Here is a 19,482-nt window from a genome sequence, read left to right on the forward strand (position 1 = left end):
CATGAGTGCTCAATCTTCATCTATCGACTTGAAAAAAAGTCTTCTGGATACTGCGCTTGCGGGGTTGCTTGCGTTAATTATATTCGGGCCGATTGTAGGCGTAGTCCTGGATGGCTACGGCTTCAATTTCCATGCTGATCGTGTCGTGTGGTCTGTTGCTGTTGTGATGGCGGGACGCTTCCTCGTAAGTGTTTTTTTACAAACATCTCATGGTAAAAAATTCAGCTCACGTTTTGATTTGACCGGTAGTGGCGTTACTGTGCTCCCTCCTGGCTATAAATCGAATATGCGCTGGGTTCTGCTTCTGGTTGTATTAGTTGCGGTGGCTCTGCCTTTTTTGGCGAATAAATACATTCTCACCGTGGTTATCCTCGGGCTCATATATGTACTTCTTGGGCTGGGACTGAACATCGTTGTTGGTTTGGCCGGCTTGCTCGATCTGGGGTATGTGGCATTTTATGCTATCGGTGCCTATGGCTTGGCCCTCGGATACGAACATCTGGGGTTGGGATTCTGGTCAGCGATTCCGTTGGCAGCCCTGTTAGCGGCTTTTGCAGGTGCGATTTTGGGTTTTCCGGTCTTGCGCATGCATGGCGACTACCTGGCAATCGTGACCTTGGGGTTCGGGGAGATCATTCGGCTGGTTCTGAATAACTGGTCGTCCCTGACGGGTGGCCCTAATGGCATGTCTGTACCTTCCCCTACTTTTCTGGGACTCGAATTTGGGCGCAAGGCCAAGGATGGTGGTATTCCGTTTCATGAGTTCTTCGGGGTGGCCTATAACCCTAATCTGAAATACATCTTCATATACACCGTCCTTTTCATCGTAGTGATGACGGTGCTCTATCTTAAACATCGCCTGACTCGCATGCCCATAGGCCGTGCCTGGGAAGCCTTGCGTGAAGATGAAATCGCTTGCCGTGCCATGGGACTCAATCATGTTTTGGTGAAGCTGTCGGCCTTCATGATTGGTGCATCGACCGCAGGTATCGCTGGCGTTTTCTTCGCCAGTTACCAGGGTTTTGTTAACCCGACATCCTTCACCTTTTTTGAATCCGCACTGATCCTGGCGATTGTCGTTTTGGGTGGTATGGGGTCAACCGTCGGGGTAGTGATTGCAGCCTTTGTGCTCACAGTAGTACCGGAGCTGCTGCGTAATTTTGCCGACTACCGCGTGCTGCTCTTTGGGGTACTGATGGTGGTGATGATGATTTGGAAGCCGCGAGGACTGATCCGTATTAACCGGATTGGTATTGCAGTTCCGGAAGGGGTCGCGAAATGAAAGACGCCATTCTGCGTGTAGAGAATCTCATGATGCACTTCGGTGGCATCAAGGCGCTGAAGGACGTCAATCTCGAGGTCGAGCGCTCTTCTATTACCGCATTGATCGGGCCCAACGGTGCCGGCAAGACCACCGTTTTCAACTGCCTGACTGGTTTCTATAAAGCCTCGGGGGGGCGGATCCAGCTCAATGCGCGTAAGCGCGATACCAACATCATCAAGATCCTTGGTGAGCCATTTCAGATGACGGACTTCGTCAATCCGCTGAAGTTTGCGTCTCGGCTATGGTTCAAGATGTTCGGCGGTACCCACTTGGTGAATCGTGCCGGTTTGGCTCGAACCTTTCAGAACATTCGCTTGTTCAAAGAAATGTCAGTGATTGAGAACCTGTTGGTGGTCCAGCACATGGAGGCCAATCGGAGCCTGTTGGCCGGTGCGTTGAATACGCCAGGTTACCGTCGCACGGAGAAGGAACTGATCAAAAATGCGTTTCGCTGGCTGGAGTTCGTCGATCTTGGCGAATTTGCAAATCGACTGGCGGGAGAGTTGTCCTACGGGCAGCAGCGCCGTCTCGAGATCGCCCGTGCGATGTGCACCAACCCGGAACTGGTTTGTCTAGATGAACCCGCAGCGGGCTTGAACCCGGCAGAAACGCTGAAACTCACAGCCATTATTCGGGGCCTGCGTGATATTCACGGTGTCACGGTGCTGTTGATTGAACACGATATGGGCATGGTCATGAGTATCTCCGATCACATCATTGTGCTTGAGCACGGTGACGTTATTGCCCGCGGAGGGCCCGAGCATATTCGTTCTAACGAACGCGTCATTGCCGCTTATCTGGGTGCTACTGATGAGGAGGAAGTTGCATGAAGGTGCCAATCCTGGAGTTACGCAATGTCGATGTTTTTTATGGGCCTGTTCAAGCACTACGTGAGGTCTCGCTAGAGATCCATGAAGGCGAAACGGTCTCACTGATCGGCGCTAACGGGGCCGGTAAGTCAACGCTACTGATGTCCATCTTCGGTCAACCCCGTGCAAGCGGTGGGGAGATTCTTTACAGAGGGGAGGACATCAGCAAGAAATCATCCCATTACATCGCCTCCAATGGCATTGCGCAGTCACCCGAAGGGCGCCGTGTCTTTCCGGATATGACGGTTGAAGAGAACCTGTTGATGGGAACTATCCCCATCGGAATGACGCATGCCGAGGAAGACTTGCAACGCATGTTCGAACTCTTTCCGCGTCTGAAGGAACGGCGAAATCAGCGAGCAATGACGATGTCCGGTGGTGAGCAACAGATGCTCGCTATTGCGCGTGCCCTGATGAGCCGTCCCAAGATTCTGTTGCTGGATGAGCCTAGCCTTGGATTGGCGCCGATAGTCGTCAAGCATATCTTCCAGACCCTTCGCGAACTGGCTAAAGGGGGGATGACGATTTTCCTGGTTGAGCAAAATGCCAATCATGCGCTCAAGCTGAGTGACCGGGCCTATGTCATGGTCAACGGGCAGATTCGCATGTCCGGCACTGGCCGGGAGCTTCTTGAGGATCCGCAAGTGCGAGAGGCCTATTTAGGCGGGCACTGACCCTCAACCAAGCCGCTCTCGGAGGGTGCTGAGGGCGGTATGCCGATTCTTCCCATCCAGCCGCATTTCCATCACTCCTCCGTTTAGGCAGGCTATGAATAGTGTCTGTGTTATCAGTGAAAGTAATTTGAAATCTCAACTGCACCAAGCGCTGGGGCAATATGTCAGTGATGCTGAGATAAGCCAGGTTGTTCAATTTGCTGATCAGTTTTATAGCTTTGCGGCGCTGGAGGAATTGAAGGAACGGCGGGTTTCAGATTTAGCGGGTGCAACCATTTCTACATGGCGAATGCTCATGCAGCATGATGCCAAGAGCTCAACAGTTCGTGTTTATAACCCTGACTTTGAACGGCATGGTTGGCAGTCATCGCACACAGTTGTCGAATTGGTTTGCCCTCAAGTTCCCTTTCTAATTCACTCGATTCGAATGGAACTTAATAATCGCGGATACAATATTCATACTCTGCAAACCGCTGTTTTTGAGCCCGAGATCGAACAGAGGGGGCAGGCGGTAGGGCTATCTCTTAACGCATCCGACGCGTCGAGTTCATGCAAGACCGCAGTGGCCTATCTCGAGATTGATCGCTGTTCAAGTGCAAGCGAGCTTCGATCCATCGAAGCCGCGCTGCTAGAGGTACTTGAGGAGGTCAGGCTGGTGGATACGGATCTCGTCCTGATGAAGGTCAAGATCAACGAACTCAATACGTCTTTGGAATTGCTTGACCCGAACGCTCAATCCACTGAACTCGCGGAAATAAGAGCTTTCTTCGATTGGATGCTAGAGGGCCATTTTACTTTCCTGGGCTATGAAGAGTTCAAGGTAGTCGATGGTGTCCCGTCGGGGCATGTTCAATATGATGAGTCGTCATTTTTGGGCGTCAGCCATAGACTGCATGGTGGCTTGGGCAATAATGATGTGCGGGTTCGGCCAGAAGTACAGCGTTTTCTGACCACCTCTTTGCTGCTCTCCTTTGCAAAATCGTCCTGCCTCAGTCGCGTCAGACGCTCCACCTATGCGGATTACGTTTCTCTAAGAGAGATCGACTCTGCTGGTAATGTCGTTAAAGAGCATCGATTCATCGGCTTGTTCTATTCTCGCGGCCAAAGCGTACGGGATATTCCTTTTATTCGAGCTAAAGTTGCTCAGGTAGAAGAACGCTCAGGGTATGGTGCTGAAAGCCATTTAGGGCAGGAGCTTTCGAGAGTCCTTGAGGTCTTGCCCAGAGATGACCTGTTCCAGAGTTCTGTTGAAGAGTTGTTTCCAACCGTCATTTCCATCACGCAGATGCAAGAGCGGTTCAAGGTTCGTGCGTTTTTCCGAACTGATCCATATGACCGATTCTTCTACTGTCTTGCTTATGTTCCTCGTGAGATTTACTCCACTGAGATTCGTCTGAGGATCCAACAAGTACTGATGGCGGCGGTAGGTGCTGAGGGTTGTGAATTTTGGACGGTTTTCTCTGAGTCTGTTCTGGCTCGCGTTCAATTCATTCTGCCTCTGACGGATCACTCCGTTCAGACCGTAAATTACAAACTCCTTGAGCAGCAGGTGATCCAGGCGTGCCGTTCTTGGCAGGATGAATTCGCCAGTCTTGTGGTTGAAAGCTTCGGCGAAGCTCACGGCACCAACGTGCTGGCCGACTTCCCGAAAGGCTTCCCGGCCGGTTACCGCGAGCGTTTCGCAGCCCACTCGGCTGTGGTCGACATGCAACACCTGCTGAGCCTGAACGAAAAAAATCCATTGGTGATGAGCTTCTATCAACCACTGGGTCAGGTGTCCGGACAACGCGAGTTGCACTGCAAGCTGTATCACGCCGACACGCCGCTGGCGCTGTCCGACGTGTTGCCGATCCTGGAAAACCTCGGCCTGCGCGTGCTGGGTGAGTTCCCGTATCACCTGCGCCACACCAATGGCCGCGAGTTCTGGATTCACGACTTCGCGTTCACGGCTGCCGAAGGTCTGGAACTCGACATTCAGCAACTCAACGACACCTTGCAGGACGCGTTCGTCCACATCGTGCGTGGCGATGCCGAGAACGATGCGTTCAACCGCCTGGTGCTGACCGCCGGCCTGCCGTGGCGCGATGTGGCGCTGCTGCGTGCTTACGCTCGCTACATGAAGCAGATCCGTCTGGGCTTCGACCTGGGCTACATCGCCAGCACCCTGAACAACCACACCGACATCGCTCGCGAGTTGACCCGGTTGTTCAAGACCCGTTTCTACCTGGCGCGCAAGCTGTCCGGCGACGATCTGGAAGACAAGCAGCAACGCCTGGAACACGCGATCATCGCCGCTCTGGACGAAGTCCAGGTGCTCAACGAAGACCGCATCCTGCGTCGCTACCTGGACCTGATCAAGGCCACCCTGCGCACCAACTTCTATCAGACTGATGCCAACGGCAAGAACAAGTCCTACTTCAGCTTCAAGTTCAATCCGCACCAGATTCCAGAGCTGCCCAAGCCCGTACCGAAGTTCGAAATTTTCGTGTACTCGCCTCGCGTCGAAGGCGTGCACCTGCGCTTCGGCAACGTGGCGCGTGGCGGTCTGCGCTGGTCCGACCGTGAAGAAGACTACCGCACCGAAGTCCTGGGCCTGGTAAAAGCCCAGCAAGTGAAAAACTCGGTCATCGTGCCAGTGGGCGCGAAGGGCGGCTTCCTGCCGCGTCGCCTGCCACTGGGCGGCAGCCGTGACGAGATCGCGGCCGAGGGCATTGCCTGCTACCGCATCTTCATTTCGGGCCTGTTGGACATCACCGACAACCTGAAAGACGGCGCGCTGGTTCCGCCGGCCAACGTCGTGCGTCATGACGACGATGACCCGTACCTGGTCGTTGCAGCGGACAAGGGCACTGCGACCTTCTCCGACATCGCCAACGGCATCGCCATCGACTACGGGTTCTGGCTGGGTGACGCGTTCGCTTCCGGCGGTTCCGCCGGTTATGACCACAAGAAGATGGGCATTACCGCCAAGGGCGCGTGGGTCGGCGTTCAACGTCACTTCCGCGAACGCGGCATCAATGTCCAGAAAGACAGCATCACCGTGGTCGGTGTCGGCGACATGGCCGGCGACGTATTCGGTAACGGCCTGTTGATGTCCGAGACGCTGCAACTGGTGGCTGCGTTCAACCACCTGCACATCTTCATCGATCCGAATCCGCAGCCGGCGAACAGCTTCGCCGAGCGTCAGCGCCTGTTCGACCTGCCGCGTTCGGCCTGGTCGGATTACGACACCAGCATCATGTCCGAAGGCGGCGGGATCTTCTCCCGTAGCGCGAAAAGCATCGCCATTTCCCCGCAGATGAAAGAGCGCTTCGACATTCAGGCCGACAAGCTGACCCCGACCGAACTGCTCAATGCCTTGCTCAAGGCACCGGTAGACCTGTTGTGGAACGGCGGTATCGGTACGTACGTCAAAGCCAGCAGCGAAAGCCACGCCGATGTGGGCGACAAGGCCAACGATGCACTGCGCGTGAACGGCAACGAACTGCGCTGCAAAGTCGTGGGCGAGGGCGGTAACCTCGGCATGACCCAACTGGGTCGTGTCGAATTCGGTCTCAATGGCGGCGGTTCCAACACCGACTTCATCGACAACGCCGGTGGCGTGGACTGCTCTGACCACGAAGTAAACATCAAGATCCTGCTGAACGAAGTGGTTCACGCCGGTGACATGACCGACAAGCAACGTAACCAGTTGCTGGCGAGCATGACCGACGAAGTCGGCAATCTGGTGCTGGGCAACAACTACAAGCAGACTCAGGCCCTGTCCCTGGCGTCGCGTCGTGCCTTGCCGCGTATCGCTGAATACAAGCGTCTGATGAACGATCTGGAAGGCCGTGGCAAGCTGGATCGCGCCATCGAGTTCCTGCCGAACGAAGAGGCGATCAACGAGCGCGTTGCAGAAGGCCATGGCCTGACCCGTGCCGAGCTGTCGGTACTGATCTCCTACAGCAAGATCGACCTCAAGGAGGCGCTGCTCAACTCCCTGGTACCGGACGACGACTACCTGACCCGCGACATGGAAACCGCTTTCCCGCCGACGTTGGTGAGCAAGTTCTCCGAAGCCATGCGCCGTCACCGTCTGAAGCGCGAAATCGTCAGCACCCAGATCGCCAACGACCTGGTCAACCACATGGGCATCACCTTCGTTCAACGACTCAAAGAGTCGACCGGCATGAGCCCGGCGAACGTGGCTGGCGCTTACGTGATCGTGCGTGACATTTTCCATCTCCCGCACTGGTTCCGGCAGATTGAAGCCCTGGATTACCAGGTTTCCGCCGACGTACAACTGGAGCTGATGGACGAGCTGATGCGCCTGGGCCGTCGCGCCACGCGCTGGTTCCTGCGCAGCCGTCGTAACGAGCAGAACGCCGCCCGTGACGTCGCGCACTTCGGGCCGCATCTGGCAGCGCTGGGCCTCAAGCTCGACGAACTGCTGGAAGGCCCGACCCGCGAAGGCTGGCAGACCCGCTATCAGGCCTACGTCGCGGCTGGCGTACCTGAGTTGCTGGCGCGCATGGTTGCTGGTGCCGATCATTTGTACAACCTGCTGCCGGCGATAGAGGCCTCCGCTAGCACCCGCCACAGCCCTGAAGAAATGGTTAAAGCCTTCTTTGCAGTAGGGAGCGTTCTCGAGTTGAACTGGTACCTCCAGGAGCTGAGTAATCTCCCTGCGGAAAACAACTGGCAGTCATTGGCCCGCGAGTCTTTACGGGATGACGTGGACAAACAGTTGGGCACCATTGCAGTGTCGATCATGAAGTTTAGGTTGGCGTCCTCGGACGGTTCTGAGGCGGTGCAGGAGTGGGTAACTCAGAACGCCGTGGCTATAAAAAAATGGATTCTTTTGATCGATGAACTGAAATCTGCGGCGAGCAGTGACTGGAGCATGTACACGGTCGCTAATATTCAGCTAATGGGGCTTTCTTCAATCTGATTCGGGCTTAAGTTCATGATAAGTCTGTCGGTTGAATTTCGTTCTGGGCACTAGGCAATAGTTTAAATTGTTAGTTAGGGTTGACTAATGCTTTGCATGGGTGGGTCGGTGCAATTAATAGTCATTGCAAATCTTGGGATGGATTACTTATGAATATAAAACAAAAGCTCACTTTGGCTTTTGCGGCAATTGCATTTACACCGATTTTTATTGTGGCGGCGCTGGTTGTCATGAATCTACGCTCGGAAGCAAAGGACAATTTTATTGATAGTAGCGGTCGAGAGATTCGCCAAGTATCAAACTCCATGCAGATTTTTTTTGAAGGCATCAGTCAGAATGTTGAGTTTCTGGCAAATCAGCCTTTGCTAAAAAGTGTTGATGGGGACATCAAACAGTACATGTCTGCCGATGCACCCTCTATCGAGCTTGGCGCTTTGGATAAACAGCTGACTGAATATTTTTCGAGTTTGGCTGCCAGCCATCCTTCGTACGCCTATATCGCGGTGGGCACGACCGAGGGTGGTTATGTGTTCTGGCCCGGCGATCCGAAGATGGCCAACTACGATCCTCGCCAACGACCCTGGTTCAAACTTGCACAGGAAAATCCTGGGAAGACGATGCGTACCGACGCTTACTACTGGGCGGGCGATGATGCTGTGCTTGTAAGCACAGTTCGTACGATGGCAAACCGTCTCGGACAGCAGGGTGGTGTCGTCAATATAGATGTCTCGCTCAAGCAACTCACTGAAATCGTGAAACAAATCAAACTTGGCGAAAGTGGCTATTTGATGTTGCTTGAGCGCAATGGTGTTGTTTTGGTGGACCCACAGAGTCCCGAACACAATTTCAAAAAGCTGAGCGACCTTGGTGGGGGATATCAGCAGCTAGCAGCAGCGGGTAAAGGGCTGATAGAGGTTGAGCTCGGCGGCGAGCGGTACATGGCGAACGTCTGGCCGTCCGAAAAACTTGGCTGGAGCTTTGTAGGGCTGGTCAAGCGTGACGAGGTCATGGCTTCGACTACTCGCTTAACATGGCTTGTCGGCGTCATTGCCGGCGTAATGGCAATGGTGTTTGCGCTGGCTGGCTATATTTTTTCCAGGATGATTGTTCGTCCCATTTTAGACGTGACCAAAGGTCTTGAAGACATCGCCCAAGGTGAAGGTGACTTGACTCGCAGTCTAGGAATACGCGGTAACGATGAAACGTCCCAGTTATCCGGTTGGTTCAATCAATTTCTGGGGGCGATCCGCAATTTAATTCACCGCATCAGTCAAGCGGCTGAAGGTATTTTGGCCAACTCAAACAGCTCCACTAAAGTTTCCGGTGAAATGGCTGACGCCGCTGGCCGTCAGAGAGAGGCCATTGACATGGTATCAACCGCCTTCCATGAAATGGTGGCGACAGCTAATGAAGTGGCCCGCTCATGCAGCCAGGCAGCGGAGTCGGCCGACAATGGTCGACAACAAGCCCGCGAAGGACAGCAGGAGATTGACGCCGCAGTTAGTAGCGTTGATCAGTTGAGTCAAGGGATTGAGCATTCCGCACAGTCTATGCAGCAATTGGAGCGAGACAGCAATGATATTCAGTCCATCCTGAGTACCATCCGCTCCATTGCCGAACAAACCAATCTGCTTGCACTAAATGCGGCGATTGAGGCAGCTCGCGCGGGTGATCAGGGGCGTGGATTTGCTGTGGTGGCTGATGAGGTCAGGGCACTGGCCCGGCGAACTGCAGACTCCACAGAGGAAATTGATGGCCTGCTTGGTAATCTGGCGCGACGCACTAGCGATGTGGCCTCCCAAATGCTTGAAAGTTTGAAAGTGTCCCAGGAGTCGGTCAATCGAATTGGGCTTGCCCGGGGCAGGTTCGGCCAGATCCGCGAGTCGGTGGATGTGATCCGCGACATGAACATTCAGATAGCCACTGCAGCAGAGGAACAGCATCAGGTTGCCGAAGATATCAATCGGCACATCAGTCGTGTCCATGGGGACGCTCAATTGGTTGCTCAATTGGCCGGCGATGCTCGAAATGATTCGCAGGCCCTGGTCCAGTTGTCCCATGAGATGGACGCGCTAGTGCGTAGATTCAAGATATAACCCGCTGAGATTTATGTTCTGCGTGTTGTTCGCTGTTACTTCGTGTTAATGCGCGTTTGCGCAAATTAAAGTTAAAAGGTGACGTGATGGCCAAAGCCGCTGATGTTGTCGTGCAATGTCTGGAAAACGAAGGTGTTGAATACGTATTTGGAATTCCAGGTGAAGAAAATCTTGATTTGCTTGAGTCTCTGAGGCGATCCAAGCAAATAAAACTTGTTCTTACACGACATGAACAATCGGCCGGTTTCATGGCTGCCACTTATGGTCGGCTAACTGGAAAGACGGGAGTCAGCTTATCTACGCTTGGCCCGGGTGCCACTAACTTGGTTACGGCGGGGGCATATGCCTACCTCGGTGGCATGCCAATGTTGATGATCACTGGTCAGAAGCCAATCAAAAAATCCAAGCAAGGCCGTTTTCAGATTTTGGACATCGTGGGGATGATGGCCCCGCTAACGAAATACACCCATCAATTAGCGTCAGCAGACAACATCCCTTCTCGAATTCGTGAAGCCATTCGCTTGGCAGAGGAAGAAAAGCCAGGAGCAGTTCACCTCGAACTGCCGGAAGATGTGGCTGCGGAGCACACTGAAAGCACACCGATACCACCTAGCTTTACCCGCCGCCCGTTGGCTGAGTGCAAATCCATTCAAGCAGCCGTTGCGAAGCTGAAAGACGCGAACAGTCCTATTATCGTTATTGGTGCGGGTGCAAACCGCAAAATGACTGCCCGGGTGCTCCTTCAGCTTGTGGAGAAAACAGGGATTCCTTTCATTACCACGCAAATGGGTAAGGGCGTGGTTGATGAGCGCCATCCAATGTTTCTCGGTAACGCCGCGTTGTCATCCGGGGATTTTGTACATCGCGCGTTGGAATCCGCGGACCTCATTGTAAACATTGGCCACGACGTCATTGAGAAACCACCCTTTTTCATGGTGCGTGGAGGAACCGAAGTTATTCATGTGAATTTTCGATCTGCCGAGGTCGATCCTGTCTACTTCCCGCAGATTGAAGTCATAGGTGACATCGCTAATTCCATTTGGCAGATCAGTGAGGCGCTCAGTGATCAGGAGCAATGGGATTTCACTCGTATCCTTAGCATACGGGAGGCAAACGAGGCTCAGATTATTGAGGGGGCGGACGATGCCCGTTTCCCGATGTATCCCCAGCGTGTCGTGGCGGATCTGCGTAAAGCCCTGCCTTCGGAAGGAGTCGTCGCGTTAGATAATGGTATCTATAAGATTTGGTTCGCTCGTAACTATAAAGCGCACATGCCCAATACCGTTCTGCTCGATAACGCGCTTGCTACTATGGGCGCCGGTCTGCCCTCTGCTATGGCTGCGCGATTGGTTTATCCCGAGAAGCCCATTGTCGCAGTATGTGGTGATGGTGGATTTATGATGAACAGCCAAGAGCTTGAAACTGCAGTCCGTATGAAGATGAACCTGGTCGTGGTGATCCTGCGTGATGATGGCTACGGCATGATTCGTTGGAAGCAAGCTCAGATGGGGTTTGAGGATTTTGGTCTGGACTATGGCAATCCAGACTTCGTACTGTACGCCCAGAGTTACGGTGCCCAGGGTCACCGCGTAGAAAGTGCTGAAGATTTTCTTCCAATGATTCAGCACTGTATTGCGCAGCCAGGTGTGCATGTCATCGATTGCGCTGTCGACTACTCGGAAAATGACTTCATCCTCAACGTCGCGCTGAGGGAGCGTAGTGCTGCTTTGTAAGCATTCCCTTAAATCATTACATTTAGATACTGGCCAGAAAAGCTGTGGGCAGCATGCCCCGTGCAGGAACGATTGGTTTTTGGCCTTTTGTGACTGGCTGCTTCTGGCCGACTCTGTTGAAAAGCTCCGCTGCAAAAGTCGCCGCAAAAGACAGTGACAGCGGAGTTTCAACCCAATGAGCGTTGCAATGTAATTTGCAATGAAAAGAAAGCTCTCAGACTTACAACCGCGATCCAAGCATTAGACCCACAACTGCTGAACGTTTACGCCGAGTCGGTAAACCACTTTGATGTAATCTCCAATCCGTGGCTCCTCATGTGGTAACCGTCCTGCCAGATATGATGGTCAGCGTAGTTTAAATAATCGAAATTTCTGCTCCTTTGCCCGCCCTTAAACCCTGCCCCGTTGCCCTTCCGGATGAAGCTGACTAACATGTCAGAAAATTCATCCTATGATTGGATGAAAGGGTGAAATCCATGTCAGACATTTCTCCATTGACCAAGCGATCCTTGGTCGACCAAGCGCTGGATCATCTACGCCTGCGCATTACGCAAGGCGTCTGGGTCGTTGGCCAACGCTTGCCCACCGAGCCGGAACTGGCGACCGAGTTGGGCATCAGCCGTAACACCGTGCGCGAAGCCATGCGCGTGTTGGCATTTTCCGGGTTGATCGAAATCCGTCAGGGTGACGGCAGCTACCTGCGGGCCGTGATCGATCCGCTGGACACCCTGAAAGCGCTGTCGCGCTGCTCCCACGAACAGGCCCGCGAGACTCGGCACATTCTTGAAGTCGAAGCCATCGGCCTCGCGGCATTGCGCCGTACCGATGAAGACCTGGTGGCCTTGCGCGAAGCGCTCGGCGTCAGCGGCAGTCACTACCACGGCGATCTCGACAGTTACATCGCCTGCGATCTGGTGTTTCACCGCCGTCTAGTGGACGCCGCGCACAACCCGACGCTCAGCGAGCTGTATCGCTATTTTTCCAGCGTCGTCGGCGCGCAATTGCGCCAGACCTTGAATATCACTCCGCGACGCCAGGAAGTGTTCGACCTGCACATCGAACTGCTGGATGCCGTCGAGCAACGGGACCCGGAACGGGCCAAAGCCTTGTCGAGGCAGTTGATCAATGAACCTTGAAACCGGGAAGTCCATGTCCAGCAGCGATCGCAACCTCACTCAACCCAAGCGCACGGCGGAGCTCGAAGAGTTGCTGATCGACGCCGAGGCCGATGATGAACAGGTCCAGCAGAGCCACCCGCTGCTGCGCCGACCATGGCTTTTATTACTGGGTCTGATCCTGGTAGCGCTGAACTTGCGCCCGGCACTGTCGAGCATGGCGCCGATGCTCAGCGAGATCTCAAAGACCCTCGGTTTGTCGGCTGCGCAAGCCGGTTTGCTGACGACATTGCCGGTGTTGTGCCTAGGCTTGTTCGCGCCTTTGGCACCGGTGCTGGCGCGCCGTTTTGGCGCAGAGCGGGTGGTGTTGGGGATTCTGTTGACGCTGGCGGGCGGGATCATTTTGCGCAGTTCATTTGGCGAGGTCGGCTTGTTTGCCGGTAGCGTGCTGGCGGGTGCGAGCATCGGTGTGATCGGTGTGTTGTTGCCGGGTATCGTCAAGCGCGACTTCCCGAAACAGGCCGGGACCATGACCGGTGTCTACACCATGGCGTTATGTCTGGGCGCCGCGATGGCTGCCGGCGCCACCGTGCCGTTGAGTGAGCATTTCGACAAGAGCTGGGCCATGGGGCTGGGCTTCTGGGGGCTGCCGGCGCTGGTCGCGGCGATCTTCTGGCTGCCGCAAGTGGGTGGACAGAAACATGGCGCACATAGCGTCGCTTACCGTGTTCGCGGACTGTTGCGCGATCCGCTGGCCTGGCAAGTGACTTTGTATATGGGCCTGCAATCGTCCTTGGCGTACATCGTTTTCGGCTGGTTGCCGTCGATCCTGATCGGTCGTGGGCTGACACCGACTCAGGCCGGTCTGGTGTTATCCGGTTCGGTGATCGTCCAATTGGCCAGTTCTCTCGCGGCGCCTTGGCTGGCGACACGCGGCAAGGACCAGCGACCGGCCATTGTGGTGGTGATGTTGATGACGCTCGGCGGTCTGTTCGGCTGTCTTTATGCGCCGATTGAAGGCCTGTGGGGTTGGGCGATTCTGCTGGGGCTGGGGCAAGGCGCTACGTTCAGTCTGGCGTTGACCCTGATCGTGCTCCGTTCGCGGGACTCGCATGTCGCGGCCAACCTGTCGAGCATGGCCCAAGGGTTCGGTTACACCCTGGCATCGATGGGGCCGTTCGCCGTTGGTGTCGTGCATGACTGGACCGGCGGCTGGACGGCGGTGGGCTGGATCTTCGGCGTGATCGGTCTCAGTGCAATCATCGCCGGCCTCGGCGCCGGACGTTCGCTGTACGTTCAAGTCGAAAGCGAAAAAATCTGATGCCCTTCGCACTGTCGGTATTCGGCCCACGAATGCCGATAGTGTTTCGCGTCGTTGCAGACTATCGTGCAGGCAATCTTACGTAGTCATTTTGCAAGCACAGGGAGTCTGCCCATGAGTGATGCCCACAGCGCATTGATCACCCGGTTCTACCAAGCCTTTCAGCGCCTGGATGCCGAGGCCATGAGTGCCTGCTACACCGACGATGTGCTGTTCAGTGATCCGGCGTTCGGCGAACTGCGCGGCCGGGATGCCGGCGACATGTGGCGCATGCTCACGACCCGGGCCAAGGATTTTTCCCTGACTTTCGACAATGTGCGAGCTGACGAGCGCACGGGCGGCGCTCACTGGGTTGCCACCTATTTGTTCAGCCAGACCGGCAACATTGTGGTGAACGACATTCAGGCACGCTTCGTGTTTCGCGACGGCAAGATTTGCGAGCACCACGACCGCTTCGACCTGTGGACCTGGTCGCGGCAGGCGCTGGGTTTCAAAGGGCTGGTTCTGGGCTGGACACCTCTGGTCAGAAACGCCGTTCGTGCTCAAGCCCTCAAGGGGCTGAAGGCATTCCAGGCCAGTCGCTGATAAGATCGAGGCCTGTTTCCTACAAGCCATGATCGTCACGTGAGCACCCTCAGCGAATCTTCCGACATTGCCGCCGAACCGGCGCTGCCCGTCAGCAAACCCTGGTTCGTCTACCTTGTTCGCGCGGCCAATGGTTCGCTTTACTGCGGAATCAGCGATGACCCCGTGCGGCGCTTTGCTATTCATCAGAGTGGCAAGGGCGCGCGATTTTTCCTCTCCAGCCCGGCGGTGGCCTTGGTCTACACCGAAGTCTGTCGCGATAAAAGCGAAGCACTGCGCCAGGAATGGCTGATCAAAAAACTCAAGAAAAGCGCCAAGGAGTGTCTGGTCGCTAGTGCTGCTGCGGGCTTGTCAACCTGACTGATAAGTGCCTATCAGGCAGATCTGTAGGCCGCCTGTCGATTGCGCGCTAAGCTGCGGATTCCTAATCCGTGCGGCGGAGCCGAGCATGTCCGAGTTGATTCTCCATCATTACCCGACGTCCCCTTTTGCCGAAAAGGCCCGCCTGCTGTTGGGCTTCAAAGGGTTGTCCTGGCGCTCGGTGAACATCTCGCCGGTGATGCCAAAACCCGATCTGACTGCGCTGACCGGTGGCTACCGCAGGACGCCAGTGTTGCAGATTGGCGCGGATATCTATTGCGATACGTCGTTGATCGCTCGTCGTCTGGAGCAGGAAAAAGCCTTGCCGGCGTTCTTTCCGGAAGGTCAGGAAATGATCGCTGCAAGTTTTGCAGCCTGGGCTGATTCGGTGGTGTTCCAACATGCCGTCAGCCTGGTATTTCAGCCGGAATCGATCGCAGTGCGCTTCGGCAATTTGCCACCGGAAGCGATCAAGGCATTCATTGCCGATCGCGCCGGGCTATTCAGTGGTGGCAGTGCAACCAAGTTGTCCGCCGAGCAGGCAAAGCATCAATGGCCAACGATCATGGCGCGGCTGGAACAACAGCTGCAGCGCGAGGAGGGTGACTTCTTGTTTGGCGAGCCGTCAATTGCTGACTTCGCACTGGCCCATCCGTTGTGGTTCCTCAAGGCGACGCCGGTGACTTCACCGCTGGTTGATGCTTATCCAGCGGTTTCGGCGTGGCTGGGTCGCGCAATGGGGTTCGGTCACGGTGCGTCCAGCGAGATGACGTCTGAGGAGGCGCTGGAGGTGGCGCGTAATGCCACGCCAGCCGCATTGCCGGATGAGCAGTTCGACGAGCCGAATGGCTTTGAGGCTGGCCAGCAGGTGGTGATTGCCGCAACCGATTATGGTGTTGATCCGGTGGCGGGCGAGTTGCTGTTTGCGGGCAGTGAAGAACTGATTCTGCGCCGGGAAGACGAGCGCGGCGGCGTGGTGCATGTGCACTTTCCGCGATATGGATTTCGCATCGAAAAGCACTGAACCCCACTCCTGTAGGAGCATGCGGTGCGGCGATCCGACTTGCCCGCGATGAACGATTACGCGGTGTGACGGTTACACCGGGTCGCGGCCATCGCGGGCAAGCCCTGCTCCTACAGGATTTTTGTGAGGCAATGAGTTACTTCAGGGCGGCGAGGATTGCGTCCGGGTCATACCCGCGAATCAACGTTCCGTTCACATCGATGATCGGAATCCCGCCGCCACCCAGCGCTTCATAAGCCTTGCGCGCCTCGGCATCTTTTTCGATATCGAATTCCTTGTACGGAATGCCTTTCTGATCGAGAAAGCGCCGGGTCAGTTTGCAGTAGCCGCACCAGTCCGTCGCATAGAGCACGACGTTGGCCTTGGCCTGTGTCTGCTCTGACACCACTTGTGAAGGGTTGAACACCCGCTCGATCTTGCCCCAGTTCTGATAAACCACGACCACCAGCAGAATCAGCAGGAATTTTTTCAGGATGCCGTTCAGCATCAGTTGCGTCGCTTGAGCTGGTCGGTCAACTGAGTCGGCAGGCCCTTGATGATCAGCGTGCCGGCTTCTTCGTCGTACTCGATCTTCGAGCCCAACAGGTGCGCTTCAAAGCTGATGGACAGGCCTTCCGCGCGGCCAGTGAAGCGACGGAACTGGTTCAGGGTGCGTTTGTCCGCCGGAATTTCCGGGGACAGGCCGTAATCCTTGTTGCGGATGTGGTCGTAGAACGCTTTCGGGCGCTCTTCGTCGATCAGCTCCGAGAGTTCTTCCAGGCCCATGGGCTCGCCGAGCTTGGCCTGGCTGCTGGCGTAATCCACCAGGGTCTTGGTTTTCTCGCGGGCGGACTCTTCCGGCAAGTCTTCGCTTTCAACGAAATCACTGAAGGCCTTGAGCAGTGTGCGGGTTTCGCCCGGGCCGTCGACGCCTTCCTGGCAACCAATGAAGTCGCGGAAATACTCCGAAACCTTTTTCCCGTTCTTGCCTTTGATGAACGAAATGTACTGCTTGGACTGCTTGTTGTTCTGCCACTCGGAAACGTTGATCCGCGCCGCCAGGTGCAATTGGCCCAAATCCAGGTGCCGGGACGGGGTCACGTCCAGTTGATCGGTCACTGCAACCCCTTCACTGTGGTGCAGGAGGGCGATGGCCAGGTAATCGGTCATGCCCTGCTGGTAATGCGCGAACAGCACATGGCCGCCCACTGAGAGGTTTGACTCCTCCATCAGCTTTTGCAGATGCTCCACCGCCACCCGGCTGAACGCCGTGAAGTCCTTGCCGCCTTCGAAGTATTCCTTCAGCCAGCCGCTGAACGGGTGCGCCCCGGATTCAGCATGGAAAAACCCCCAGGCCTTGCCTTGTTTGGCGTTATAGCTCTCATTGAGGTCGGCAAGCATGTTCTCGATGGCGCTCGACTCGGCGAGTTCAGAGTCGCGGGCGTGAAGAACTGCGGGCGTGCCGTCGGGTTTTTTGTCGATCAGGTGGACGATGCAATGACGGATCGGCATGGGCTTCTCGGCTGATTGAAGAGAGGAGGGCGTGCTCCCCGAAAAAGTGCCAAGTGTACCGCAACCACTGGTTTGGGCGCGGCATGAAGGGCAAATCCCGGGCGACCGGCGGTGCTTATGCGTTTTTTTCCCGTTTTAGAGCAATAAAGCTGACCAAATGGGTAGCTAGAGGCGGATATTTCCCCGTCGCTGTGCTAGTTTTGCCCGGTCTTACGCGAAGTCACTGCGTTAAGCGTGCATTCAGCATTTGTCAGGTCGAACCAAACCCTGATTTCGGCATCTATAACCCCGATCCAGTGGTTATTGGTCGAGGGTGCCAGATCCAGAAGATCGGGCTCGATGGCTGACACTGCACTCTGCAATCCATATGAATTTGATAGGGAAGGAACACTACATGGCTCTTACTAAAGACCAACTGATCGCCGACATCGCTGAAGCTATCGACGCGCCAAAAACCACCGCGCGTAACGCTCTGGACCAACTGGGCCAAATCGTTGCTGATCAGCTGGAAAACGGCGGCGAAATCACTCTGCCAGGTATCGGCAAACTGAAAGTGACTGAGCGTCCTGCCCGTACTGGCCGTAACCCTTCGACTGGCGCTGCCATCGAAATCGCTGCCAAGAAAGTTATCAAGCTGGTTGTGGCCAAAGGCCTGACTGACGCTGTTAACAAGTAAGACTTGTTAAAAAAAACCGTGCTCCGGAGCAATCCGGGCACGGTTTTTTTGTGTCTGCGATTCAGCGATTGTCCTGCAACACCACTTAGTCAATGTAGGAGTGAGCCGCCCGGAGCCGGCTCACTCCTACAGTTGATCTGCGGCGGTCCGTTACTCAGCTTTTTTTAACCCAGCGTTCGCGCCAGACCTGCTGTTCGGATTTGGTCTGGAAGGTCCAGGCAACGAAGCGGCTTTGCTTCTGGCCTTGGGACATTTCCACCACTTGGCTTTCCAGCACACCAGCCTTTTTCAAGGCCGTCTGGATCGCAGGCAGGTTGGAAGCTTTCGACACCAGGGTGCTGAACCACAGCACTTTGTGCTGGAAGCTCGCACTTTCGGCGATCAATTGCGTCACAAACCGCGCTTCACCGCCTTCACACCACAGCTCGGCAGACTGGCCGCCGAAGTTCAGCACCGGCAATTTACGTTTCGGGTCGGCACGGCCCAGGGCGCGCCATTTGCGCTCGCTGCCCTTGGTCGCTTCGTCCATCGAGGCGTGGAACGGCGGGTTGCACATGGTCAGGTCAAAGCGTTCGCCCGGCTCCAGCAGGCCCAGCAGGATGTGCTTGGGATTGCTTTGCTGGCGCAGCTGGATAGCTTTGTTCAGGCCGTTGGATTGCACGATGGCTTTGGCGGCGGCCACGGCCGTCGGGTCGATTTCCGAGCCGAGGAAGTGCCAGCGGTAATCGCTGTAGCCGATCAATGGATAGACGCAGTTGGCGCCCATGCCGATGTCGAGCACCTTGACCGGCGCACCGCGAGGAATTTCACCGTCGTTGACGCTGGCCAGCAGGTCGGCGAGGAAGTGAACGTAGTCGGCACGCCCCGGAACCGGCGGGCAAAGGTAATCAGCCGGGATATCCCAATGGGCGATGCCGTAAAAGGACTTGAGCAACGCCCGGTTGAACACGCGTACCGCGTCTGGGCTGGCGAAGTCGATGCTTTCCTTGCCGTACGGGTTGATGATCACGAACTTCGCCAGCTCCGGCGTGGTTTTGATCAGTGCGGGGAAGTCGTATCGACCCTGATGGCGATTGCGCGGGTGCAGGCTGGCCTTTTCACGCGGCTCCACGGCTTTGGCCGGGGTGGCGGTGTCAGGCTTTTTGCGCGCAGGTCTTGGTGTGCGGGGGGCGTTCATGGGCGTTGTCGATTCGGGTATGGCTAAAAGTGGCGGGTATTGTCCCACATCGGCTCGGTATTGATGACAAAAGTGCGGACAACGCCGATCAAGTGTGGGAGCGG

Annotated in this window: 14 protein-coding genes and 3 pseudogenes; 14 read left to right on the plus strand and 3 right to left on the minus strand. The window is 55.6% G+C overall.

Annotated features, from left to right (window positions below; all coding sequences use genetic code 11):
• Position 1: 1 nt before the first annotated feature.
• The 13 genes and pseudogenes from livM (at position 2) to ACA048_RS05010 (ending at position 16,034) form a co-directional block, all read left to right on the plus strand.
• Positions 2–1,282 (plus strand): high-affinity branched-chain amino acid ABC transporter permease LivM, encoded by a 1,281-nt coding sequence (gene livM / locus ACA048_RS04950; protein ID WP_497628177.1) that lies wholly within the window; start codon positions 2–4, stop codon positions 1,280–1,282.
• The gene (locus ACA048_RS04955; protein WP_497628178.1) at positions 1,279–2,154 is read left to right on the plus strand and encodes an ABC transporter ATP-binding protein; all 876 of its coding nucleotides are present in this window, start codon (positions 1,279–1,281) and stop codon (positions 2,152–2,154) included. Before livM ends, ACA048_RS04955 begins: the two co-directional genes overlap by 4 nt.
• On the plus strand, positions 2,151–2,867 hold the full coding sequence (locus ACA048_RS04960) for an ABC transporter ATP-binding protein (protein WP_497628179.1): 717 nt from the start codon (positions 2,151–2,153) through the stop codon (positions 2,865–2,867). Before ACA048_RS04955 ends, ACA048_RS04960 begins: the two co-directional genes overlap by 4 nt.
• Before the next feature lie 94 nt (positions 2,868–2,961).
• Positions 2,962–3,483, plus strand: a pseudogene (locus ACA048_RS04965) (NAD-glutamate dehydrogenase); the annotation flags it as partial.
• Between the two features lie 339 nt (positions 3,484–3,822).
• Positions 3,823–7,800, plus strand: a pseudogene (locus ACA048_RS04970) (NAD-glutamate dehydrogenase); the annotation flags it as partial.
• 230 nt (positions 7,801–8,030) lie between these two features.
• A pseudogene (locus ACA048_RS04975) lies at positions 8,031–9,038 on the plus strand (cache domain-containing sensor histidine kinase); the annotation flags it as partial.
• Between the two features lie 129 nt (positions 9,039–9,167).
• Positions 9,168–9,896 carry a methyl-accepting chemotaxis protein gene (locus ACA048_RS04980; protein WP_497629801.1) on the plus strand — a complete coding sequence of 243 codons (729 nt, stop codon included), beginning with the start codon at positions 9,168–9,170 and terminating at the stop codon, positions 9,894–9,896.
• Between the two features lie 86 nt (positions 9,897–9,982).
• Complete coding sequence (locus tag ACA048_RS04985; RefSeq protein WP_497628180.1) at positions 9,983–11,629, plus strand: acetolactate synthase large subunit; 1,647 nt, start codon at positions 9,983–9,985, stop codon at positions 11,627–11,629.
• 476 nt (positions 11,630–12,105) lie between these two features.
• The gene (locus tag ACA048_RS04990) at positions 12,106–12,765 is read left to right on the plus strand and encodes a FadR/GntR family transcriptional regulator (RefSeq protein ID WP_497628181.1); all 660 of its coding nucleotides are present in this window, start codon (positions 12,106–12,108) and stop codon (positions 12,763–12,765) included.
• Positions 12,755–14,065, plus strand: coding sequence for a CynX/NimT family MFS transporter (locus ACA048_RS04995; RefSeq protein ID WP_497628182.1), 1,311 nt, complete (start codon positions 12,755–12,757; stop codon positions 14,063–14,065). The genes ACA048_RS04990 and ACA048_RS04995 overlap by 11 nt, the downstream gene beginning before the upstream one ends.
• Positions 14,066–14,179: 114 nt before the next feature.
• The gene (locus ACA048_RS05000; RefSeq protein WP_497628183.1) at positions 14,180–14,650 is read left to right on the plus strand and encodes a nuclear transport factor 2 family protein; all 471 of its coding nucleotides are present in this window, start codon (positions 14,180–14,182) and stop codon (positions 14,648–14,650) included.
• Positions 14,651–14,689: 39 nt separating this feature from the next.
• Positions 14,690–15,010, plus strand: coding sequence for a GIY-YIG nuclease family protein (locus ACA048_RS05005; protein ID WP_497628184.1), 321 nt, complete (start codon positions 14,690–14,692; stop codon positions 15,008–15,010).
• 88 nt (positions 15,011–15,098) lie between these two features.
• Positions 15,099–16,034 carry a glutathione S-transferase family protein gene (locus tag ACA048_RS05010; protein WP_497628185.1) on the plus strand — a complete coding sequence of 312 codons (936 nt, stop codon included), beginning with the start codon at positions 15,099–15,101 and terminating at the stop codon, positions 16,032–16,034.
• Positions 16,035–16,170: 136 nt separating this feature from the next.
• Here ACA048_RS05010 and ACA048_RS05015 read toward each other — a convergent pair whose 3' ends face one another.
• Both ACA048_RS05015 and yejK read right to left on the minus strand, forming a co-directional pair.
• Positions 16,171–16,521 (minus strand): glutaredoxin family protein, encoded by a 351-nt coding sequence (locus ACA048_RS05015; protein ID WP_497628186.1) that lies wholly within the window; start codon positions 16,519–16,521, stop codon positions 16,171–16,173.
• Positions 16,521–17,525 carry a nucleoid-associated protein YejK gene (gene yejK, locus ACA048_RS05020; RefSeq protein ID WP_007944833.1) on the minus strand — a complete coding sequence of 335 codons (1,005 nt, stop codon included), beginning with the start codon at positions 17,523–17,525 and terminating at the stop codon, positions 16,521–16,523. The genes ACA048_RS05015 and yejK overlap by 1 nt, the downstream gene beginning before the upstream one ends.
• 394 nt (positions 17,526–17,919) lie before the next feature.
• Here yejK and ACA048_RS05025 point away from each other — a divergent pair, with 394 nt between their 5' ends.
• The gene (locus ACA048_RS05025) at positions 17,920–18,201 is read left to right on the plus strand and encodes an HU family DNA-binding protein (protein WP_007905514.1); all 282 of its coding nucleotides are present in this window, start codon (positions 17,920–17,922) and stop codon (positions 18,199–18,201) included.
• 154 nt (positions 18,202–18,355) lie between these two features.
• Here the strand turns inward: ACA048_RS05025 and rlmF are convergent, their stop codons facing one another.
• On the minus strand, positions 18,356–19,378 hold the full coding sequence (gene rlmF, locus ACA048_RS05030) for a 23S rRNA (adenine(1618)-N(6))-methyltransferase RlmF (protein WP_494376373.1): 1,023 nt from the start codon (positions 19,376–19,378) through the stop codon (positions 18,356–18,358).
• Between the last annotated feature and the right edge of the window lie 104 nt (positions 19,379–19,482).

Source organism: Pseudomonas sp. LBUM1659 (assembly GCF_059716045.1).

What these genes read in the sequence shown, in the direction of transcription:
- ACA048_RS04960 (WP_497628179.1), top strand. Translation starts at nt 2,151, where the DNA reads ATGAAGGTGCCAATCCTGGAGTTACGCAATGTCGATGTTTTTTATGGG.
- ACA048_RS05000 (WP_497628183.1), top strand. Translation starts at nt 14,180, where the DNA reads ATGAGTGATGCCCACAGCGCATTGATCACCCGGTTCTACCAAGCCTTT.
- yejK (WP_007944833.1), bottom strand. Translation starts at nt 17,525, where the DNA reads ATGCCGATCCGTCATTGCATCGTCCACCTGATCGACAAAAAACCCGAC.
- ACA048_RS04990 (WP_497628181.1), top strand. Translation starts at nt 12,106, where the DNA reads ATGTCAGACATTTCTCCATTGACCAAGCGATCCTTGGTCGACCAAGCG.
- ACA048_RS04985 (WP_497628180.1), top strand. Translation starts at nt 9,983, where the DNA reads ATGGCCAAAGCCGCTGATGTTGTCGTGCAATGTCTGGAAAACGAAGGT.
- ACA048_RS04980 (WP_497629801.1), top strand. Translation starts at nt 9,168, where the DNA reads ATGGTATCAACCGCCTTCCATGAAATGGTGGCGACAGCTAATGAAGTG.
- ACA048_RS04955 (WP_497628178.1), top strand. Translation starts at nt 1,279, where the DNA reads ATGAAAGACGCCATTCTGCGTGTAGAGAATCTCATGATGCACTTCGGT.
- ACA048_RS04995 (WP_497628182.1), top strand. Translation starts at nt 12,755, where the DNA reads ATGAACCTTGAAACCGGGAAGTCCATGTCCAGCAGCGATCGCAACCTC.
- rlmF (WP_494376373.1), bottom strand. Translation starts at nt 19,378, where the DNA reads ATGAACGCCCCCCGCACACCAAGACCTGCGCGCAAAAAGCCTGACACC.
- ACA048_RS05025 (WP_007905514.1), top strand. Translation starts at nt 17,920, where the DNA reads ATGGCTCTTACTAAAGACCAACTGATCGCCGACATCGCTGAAGCTATC.
- livM (WP_497628177.1), top strand. Translation starts at nt 2, where the DNA reads ATGAGTGCTCAATCTTCATCTATCGACTTGAAAAAAAGTCTTCTGGAT.
- ACA048_RS05010 (WP_497628185.1), top strand. Translation starts at nt 15,099, where the DNA reads ATGTCCGAGTTGATTCTCCATCATTACCCGACGTCCCCTTTTGCCGAA.
- ACA048_RS05015 (WP_497628186.1), bottom strand. Translation starts at nt 16,521, where the DNA reads ATGCTGAACGGCATCCTGAAAAAATTCCTGCTGATTCTGCTGGTGGTC.